General features: G+C 39.1%; 4 protein-coding genes. 3 read left to right on the forward strand and 1 reads right to left on the reverse strand.

Translation table 11 applies throughout. The features are described from left to right. Positions 1-602 (forward strand): transcriptional regulator (locus AB4653_RS02035; RefSeq protein ID WP_372071397.1); only part of this gene is annotated, 602 nt, incomplete at its 5' end. 64 nt (positions 603-666) lie between these two features. On the opposite strand, the gene tnaA is transcribed toward AB4653_RS02035, so the two are convergent. Continuing rightward, a complete protein-coding gene (tnaA, locus tag AB4653_RS02040) occupies positions 667-2082 on the reverse strand; it encodes a tryptophanase (RefSeq protein ID WP_029203693.1) in 1416 nt (471 codons plus the stop codon). A gap of 340 nt (positions 2083-2422) precedes the next feature. Here tnaA and AB4653_RS02045 point away from each other — a divergent pair, with 340 nt between their 5' ends. Both AB4653_RS02045 and AB4653_RS02050 read left to right on the forward strand, forming a co-directional pair. Continuing rightward, positions 2423-3766 carry an opine metallophore biosynthesis dehydrogenase gene (locus AB4653_RS02045; RefSeq protein WP_102258281.1) on the forward strand — a complete coding sequence of 448 codons (1344 nt, stop codon included), beginning with the start codon at positions 2423-2425 and terminating at the stop codon, positions 3764-3766. An 82-nt stretch (positions 3767-3848) separates the two neighbouring features. Continuing rightward, positions 3849-4280 carry a GNAT family N-acetyltransferase gene (locus AB4653_RS02050; protein ID WP_016800061.1) on the forward strand — a complete coding sequence of 144 codons (432 nt, stop codon included), beginning with the start codon at positions 3849-3851 and terminating at the stop codon, positions 4278-4280. The last annotated feature ends 3070 nt before the right edge of the window (positions 4281-7350 follow it).

Genomic DNA, 7350 nt, shown 5'->3' on the forward strand with positions numbered 1-7350 from the left:
AATTACCTATAGGTAATTGTATATTACACAGGGATGAATCAGGGGCTCAATTGATGCTTAGCAATCAAAAGTCATTTTCAATTACCCTACCTGAAAGCTGTATCCTTGAAACTCTGATTAAGAAAGAACAACTCATTTCAACCAAAGAAGAGTTAATTATTGCCGCTTGGGGGAGCCCAGATATCATCGGGCCTAACTCTTTACCAGTCGCGATAACTAACCTAAGAAAAGTTCTAGACCTTGATAGCATCAAAATCGTCAACATCCCAAGAAAAGGTTACAAGATTCATATTCCTGAATTTGAAACCTCACTAGACCCGCCGAGAGATATAAAGTTACCACGTCACTCTAAGTTTTCGTGTCCTCTCAAAAAAGCAACCAATCATCTAAAATTATACCAATGGACTTTCATCGGCTTATCTTCAACAACCCTCGCGGTCCTACTAATCAGTTATTTCTATTTTCGATACGAACTTGAAGTTGTTAACGTGAACCTTAATAATCAATCAAGCCAAATCTGTTTAACAAAAAAGGATGAACTGAAATTAATCCTCGCCTCTTCCCAAGTTCAGGCAAGCAAAAAACCTTCAATAAACCCCTAACACCTCGTCAATTTAGTTATTAATAACTAAATCCCCCCTTATTCACAGCAAAGGGGGGTACAACTTAGAGTGCAGGTTCTAACGTAGCGTTAAAATGTCTCAATACTTTAGGTTCATAAGTAAACTTCAAACCTGAAATAGATGAGGCGCGTTTTTTCACTTCTTTAAAAGCAGCAATAATGTAATCAAGGTGAGCTTGCGTATAGGTTGCTCTGGGAATGGCTAAACGCAACAGTTCCGCTGGACAAGGCAGTTGTTCACCAGTTTCAAGGTCACACCCTTGCAATAAGGACCCTATTTCAGCCCCACGAATACCCGCCACTTTATAAAGCTCACAAGATAAAGCATGCCCAGGGAATTGTTCCGGCGGAATATGAGGTAAGAGCACACCTGCGTCAATAAATGCAGCATGACCGCCAGCTTGCTGGCAACGAACCCCTAACGCTTCAAGACCATTTACTAAATATTCAACTTGCTGAAGACGGGAAGCTAACCAATCTTCTTCCATCCCATCATAGAGTCCGACAGCTAGGCGCTCCATAGCACCGCCTTCAAGCCCGCCATAGGTTGGAAAGCCTTCCAATAGCACGCATAATGTTTTGCATTCTAATTGAACATCTAACAAGCTTTCATCTTTGAAAGCAAGCAATCCCCCAATAGGAACCATCGCATCTTTTTTCGCTGACATAGCAAAGATATCGGCATATTTAAAAGCTTCGCTAGTTATCTCTTGAATGCTCCATTCAGCATATCCCTCTTCGCGTTGCTTTACAAAATAGGCGTTCTCTGCAAACCGTGCACAGTCCATAACTACGGGAATATCATAAAACTGCGCTAACTCATAAACAGCCTTCAAATTGGCAAGAGAAACTGGCTGACCACCTGCAGAATTGCAAGTAATCGTACTCACAATATAGGGCACATTTTTAGCCCCGATCTCTTCAATGCCAGACGCGAGCGCTTTCAAGTCAAAATTGCCTTTAAAATCTCTCTTAACTTCAGTATTAAAGGCATCACGAGAAGGCACATTCATCACACGACAGTTATTTTTTTGAGTGTGCCCTTGAGTGGTATCAAAAAAGTAATTTGAAAATGCGGCCATCTTTTCTCGTTCTAGCCCCTTATCTCGTTCACGCTTATTGATCAAGGCAGGTACATACAACTGTTCAGCGCCACGTCCTTGGTGTGTAGGGATAGTAAACTGATAGCCAAATATATCTTTTACCGTTTGGCTAAGCGTCCGATAGCTTCGACTGCCGCTGTACGCTTCATCACCTCTCAACATTGCGGATTGCATGGCCTGCGTTACTGCCCCGGTGCCACTATCGGTCAGTAAATCGATAAACACTTTATCGCTATCTAACAAAAAAGGATTGTACCCCGCTTTCATTAACGCCAGCTCTCGCTCTTGTTCTGTTGTTCTTTTAACTGGTTCAATAACCCGGATTCGATACGGCTCCGGCAAATAGTGTGAATCCATAGGCTGTTCTTGATTGTTGCTAATTGCTGACATAGGGTTCTCTCCAAACATTTTCCAACGATTAAGGGTAAGTTGGTTAGAAATAACTAAAGAAGCCCATTATTCGGACACCCAAACCTCTCCTTCCCAACTTAAATAAAGATTAATCAAATAAATAAAATTTGGTATTAATTTCAGCGTAAATTAAATATTAATAAACATATTAACAACACCTAAAAGCCCTCTAAAAAAGCATCATAGCCATGAGAAAACCTGACCAAATGACATCACCGTTTTTTTAATTAATAAAGATAATTAAATAAACAATGGACTTAGAAAGTAGCACTATAAAAGTAGTGGTATGAGAATGAAAAATATACCTAGAGCATATAAATTAGAAGGAAAATGGAAATATGGAGAGCCCATTATGATACTAGGGAACACATTGGTTGCTGGAGCGGGGCCGGTCGGCATTCAAACTAGCCAAATTATGGCTCCTCTTAGTCAAAAAATAGCCCTCATCGGCAAAAGCTCCCCTCAGTGGGAAAATAGGCAAAGATTAATCAAACAACACGGATACGTTGTTTGTTGTAAGGTGAATGAACCACAATTAGCGACACTAGTCGGATTAGTTAAGTTTAATGAACTTTATACAGAGCTATCTCCCCTTCCCTCCTCTTGGGATACGTTAGTTTTAGCCACTCCAGCTCACGCCTATTGTGATGTGTTGTCTTCCTTTTCTGAAATTTTATTAAAGAACTTAAAACAAATCATTCTTATGTCCTCAATGCTCGGTGGGTGTCTTATTTTAGAAGGAATGTTAAAAAAGAAAGGAGCCTCTCCAAATATAATGCTCTTCTCTAGCTACTTTGCGACGTCTTATTTTACTTCTAACCCGACGGACAAAAATAGGGTCCTCACGGTCAGAACCAAAACAGTAAAAAAACGAGTTTATATTTACCAGTCTAAATCCAATGATGGTTTATTGAGCGCCTTGCGAAACGCTTTAGAAAAAATTGATGTTCAAGTCATCCCTTTAGATAACTCGTTCAGTGTGGAAGGCAGAAACATTGCTACTTATGTACACCCTGCTTTTATTATCAATACGTTTTCATTAGATCACATGTTGTCTAAGGAAGACGAAGTTAAGTACATGTATAAACTGTACCCAGAAGGGCCAATCACCATGAGTTCGATTAGGGATTTACTACTGCACTGGAAATCAGTTTCTCGCCTACTTGAACATTACTCAGCTCAACCGATTAATCTACTGCAGTTGCTAAATGATGAACATCACCGAGTACATGAAAAGACTATCCCCAAGGACAAAATAGTCTCTTTCAACGAGCTTGATGAGATAGAGCAGGAATATCTACTCTACATACGATATAGCACAATCCTGATAGACCCAGACCCGTTTTCAAAAGGTAAAACCTTTGAGGTTTCAGCCAAACCTTATATCAAAGGAAAAGTTAGAAAAGGAAGACTACTACTCCCCAGAACTCCTCTAGAAGACCTACAGACCCTTTATTGGCTTAACCACTTAGTTCAAAGCTCAAGCCTAATCTCTTCTGTCACATTTCCCTCAATAGAAGTGTTTGAAAATTGGATAAAAGAAAGAAACCTACCAAATACGCTAATCCAGGCTTTAAAACAACGCGCAAAAGAATATTACGAATATGCAACCCCATCTATTAGCCCCTAGTAATTACTAGGGGACACACATATCTTTTAATTCGCATTTTAGCGTTTTGCTTCAAAAAGATAACAGGAAAAAGGAGATTAAGGTGTTAATAAGAAAAGCGACGCTCAACGACATATCCTCTATCAATGCTCTGTGTCACGAGCAACTAACAGGCAGCCACAGTAAAATTAGCCATTACAAGAGAGAGCAGAACGAATACAGCTTAAGTGATTACAATTTCAGTAAAATCAGAATCATTGATCTAGTTTTTACGGAATCAATGATGAAGGAGAAGCTAAACAATAAAAATATCTATTTTTTTGTCGCTGAAACAAAAAAGAATAAACAAGTCATAGGTTACCTAATGGTTAGTGTCCATCCTCCTAAAAAAAGGCCGGCTCTCCAACAACGTCTCCCATCTTTCTACGCTTACATCGAACGATTTTATGTGTCGTATAAATACCATGAACAAGGTATTGAGCTTGCCCTACTCAACAGCTTTGATTATTGGAAAAAATACAAATCAGCACACTAATCATTATCTTTCAAAAAACCATGAAATTTGTCAATGCTCAGGCTGAGCATTGACAAATTTTCCCACAATCAAATCAATCTAAAGCTGTTTTTCTATAAAAGCCCATCAAACCTTCTTGATACCCAATCAAAAAGAAAAGGGCGAAACTAATATTGCCAGTGAGTTGCGAAAAGACAAGACAACACACACCACTACGACCCAAGCTAAAATAACGTATTCAATCGGTCACCAGTTATAAATTGCCCCAAGCCCCCTGGTTATCCCAAACCAAAGTAAAGGCGAGACAGCGAGTAACCAAGGAGTTTGGACCTCGATTTTTTATATGTCGGTTGCACCAGAAAAAAATAGCAACATGAAACGTCGATACCACAGCGTAAATCACACCGGTAATTAAGGTGTGACTGAGACACTACATTGTGCTTGGATACTGGTAGGAGGGCAGGGTAGGAGAGTATTAGAAGAGAACAGTTCATCTGCTTGGCATATGTGGCTTCAAACATCGAAATTAAAGCTAAGCGGTGTTCTGCTATTCGCTAGACAGATCTACGAGAGAAAGCCCTAATGCCTCACCTATGACATCTGGACAACTAGAAATTCGTGAATTTTAAAAGAAGGTATCTCGTCTTAAATAGGTTGACGATTTTTAGCAAGCCTGTAACGGAATTTTTTGTTTTTTCATACATATTATTTGGCCTGTTCATCTTACGAATGAAGGCGTCCGTTGACAATGACAACTAATGAACGCCCTCATCAGATTGAACATAAGTCATGTAGCTCACCAAAAACTCCTCTACCTTTGAAGAAAACATTTATTTTACCAAATTCGGATGCTTTTTCATTCAATGCCTTTTTCATTGTTTTGGTGTAGCTCCATTTTGGCTTAACCAGCAACCGCTCTTCTTGAAGGTAGTTAAACTAAACATCGCGGCCCAGCTTTATTCCTTTAGCTATCAATTGAGGTTTTAGTAAGAGAAGTGAAGCTTGTGAGTTCCTAGTCGAGACATGAAGCGCCTTAGTGCAAGCTCACCTTGACAATTTTTCTCTCTGATATACACATTAAAGATAAATATCGCGTAACGAACAAGCCCTAATTACGCTTACTTTCTTTTCGAAGGCTTCTTGCCGCCCTCGGTGATTTCGGCATCGTGCTCTTCCTTGAACTGACTAAATAATCCATTTCTCCATTTTCAATGGTATCCACAACCTGTATTTAAAGCCTAGTGTGTAATCTCGCTGAGTGCTCTTAACGTAGTGTTTATTTGGGATGGTCATAATTAGTCCTCAATGTATAAACATATTTCAAGACGGGGAAAATATTAAAAAAACCACGACTCTGCTGATAGTTTAACAGTCGGACAAGAGATAAAGTTTATCGATGGCTTACAAGCTCGTCGGAAACCTAAAAATATCATGGACCGCAGCGGCCAAGGCTGTCACTAAATAAGTGGAAAGTATCATCAATTACTGCGGTGCTTCCAGATAAAAAACTTATCTCGACGAAAAAATTGCAGGGAGTAGGCGACAATCGAACGTTTTTTAGAAGCTTAAATACTAAGTGGATTCCCGCAATAAATTATCGCAGCTTTGCAGAGACTCAAAAAATCATCCAATACATAATTAGATATTCCAGCCAACTTAGGCCATATCAGTATAATGGTGTTCTGACACTCATTGGCTCAGAACGATTGATTGTCTTGAAAACCGTGACCAATTTTATTGGACCACTATACTCTTGCCTCTAAAGAAAGATAAAGCCCAATTAAGCGATAAACGTAATTTCCCATCTAAGGGTTGATAAAGATTGCTACAAAGTTAGCGTGGTTGCATGACATTGGTATTCCTACAACGTTCGCGAGCTTGTTCGGTTGTGGAGTGGAACAGCACCTACCGACAATTTCAATTTAATAATCAGTAATTTCAGAGCAAGCTTCAGGAACACATTCGTCAAAGTTGGATTTCATTTACGCAACAAGGTTTAAGTCGATTTTAAAGTTAATCTTCTCAGGGACGATAGTAGAAATAGCCTCTGAAGCCAATTTCTATCCAAGAGTGAGAGAAAGGGGCGGTAAATTATAATTATTGACTTAACCTTTGAAATTCGAGAGTTCGTAATATTTGATTTCTGGCGTTGGCACTTAAGGTTCTTCCCAAGGCAAATTAATCCCACTGTCATTAATATAATCAGCGCTCAACACACACAACTCATCACAACACGAATCAACCTTTGTCCAATCCTAACATCTATAGGCCTCATCATTTGCTTGAGGAGGCTATTGCCGATTGTAGTAGCTCATCAGGTAATAGCGGCTGAGCTTGTGTCCACTCGATTTTCAAATTTATGAATAACTTCTCCATGGGAGCATTGACGATCCCATGTCAATACTTACATCATAACTGAAAAATCTTTCAATATAATGGAGGGAAATTTACAAACGATATAGCGTTTCAAAAATCTTTGTGTTTCTCTTATCGAAAGTCCCTCTGCTTCTCTTCGCTACATATAGTTTTGTCTTAGGATCCTTCTCATTCTATCAAAACTACTGTCATCGGTGTCAGGATGTCTTTCCTGATGAAGTTTGTAACGAACTCACTTCAAAGAGGTTAGGTAAATGCAAACTCTTTGCCTAACCTCTGTAGATTAGCACATGCTGTAACCAACAATATCGCAGCTACACATGATCACACCAAAGTGTTCCATTAATGTTGAAGCTCTTTCTTTAGTTCGCATGAGAGAAACTTTTCGTAAGTAGATTTAAATGATAAATAGGTTTGACTGCATAAAAAATCGAGGAGACATAGCAAGCTCGTTTAATTCAGTCAGGCGCAGTGACGAGTAATGCATGAAACTGATTTACAGCCTGGGATGATCTAAAAAACGAAAAAGATCTTCACCATAAGAGCCCGCATTAATAGTAGCGATTTACCACCTAGTTTAGTACCTAAGATCATTAGACCACTACAAACCCAACCCATTTATCAATTACATGCAATTGGTAAAAAATATAGCTAAACATTAAGAGTAAGACATAAAATTATTAGAGAACTAACATTTACCCAACAACTAACATCA

It is taken from the genome of Vibrio sp. 10N.222.48.A3 (assembly GCF_041475345.1).
Taxonomy (GTDB): domain Bacteria; phylum Pseudomonadota; class Gammaproteobacteria; order Enterobacterales; family Vibrionaceae; genus Vibrio; species Vibrio tasmaniensis_A.

Coding starts and splice junctions, on each gene's coding strand:
- AB4653_RS02045 (WP_102258281.1), top strand. CDS start 2,423: ATGAGAATGAAAAATATACCTAGAGCATATAAATTAGAAGGAAAATGG.
- tnaA (WP_029203693.1), bottom strand. CDS start 2,082: ATGGATTCACACTATTTGCCGGAGCCGTATCGAATCCGGGTTATTGAA.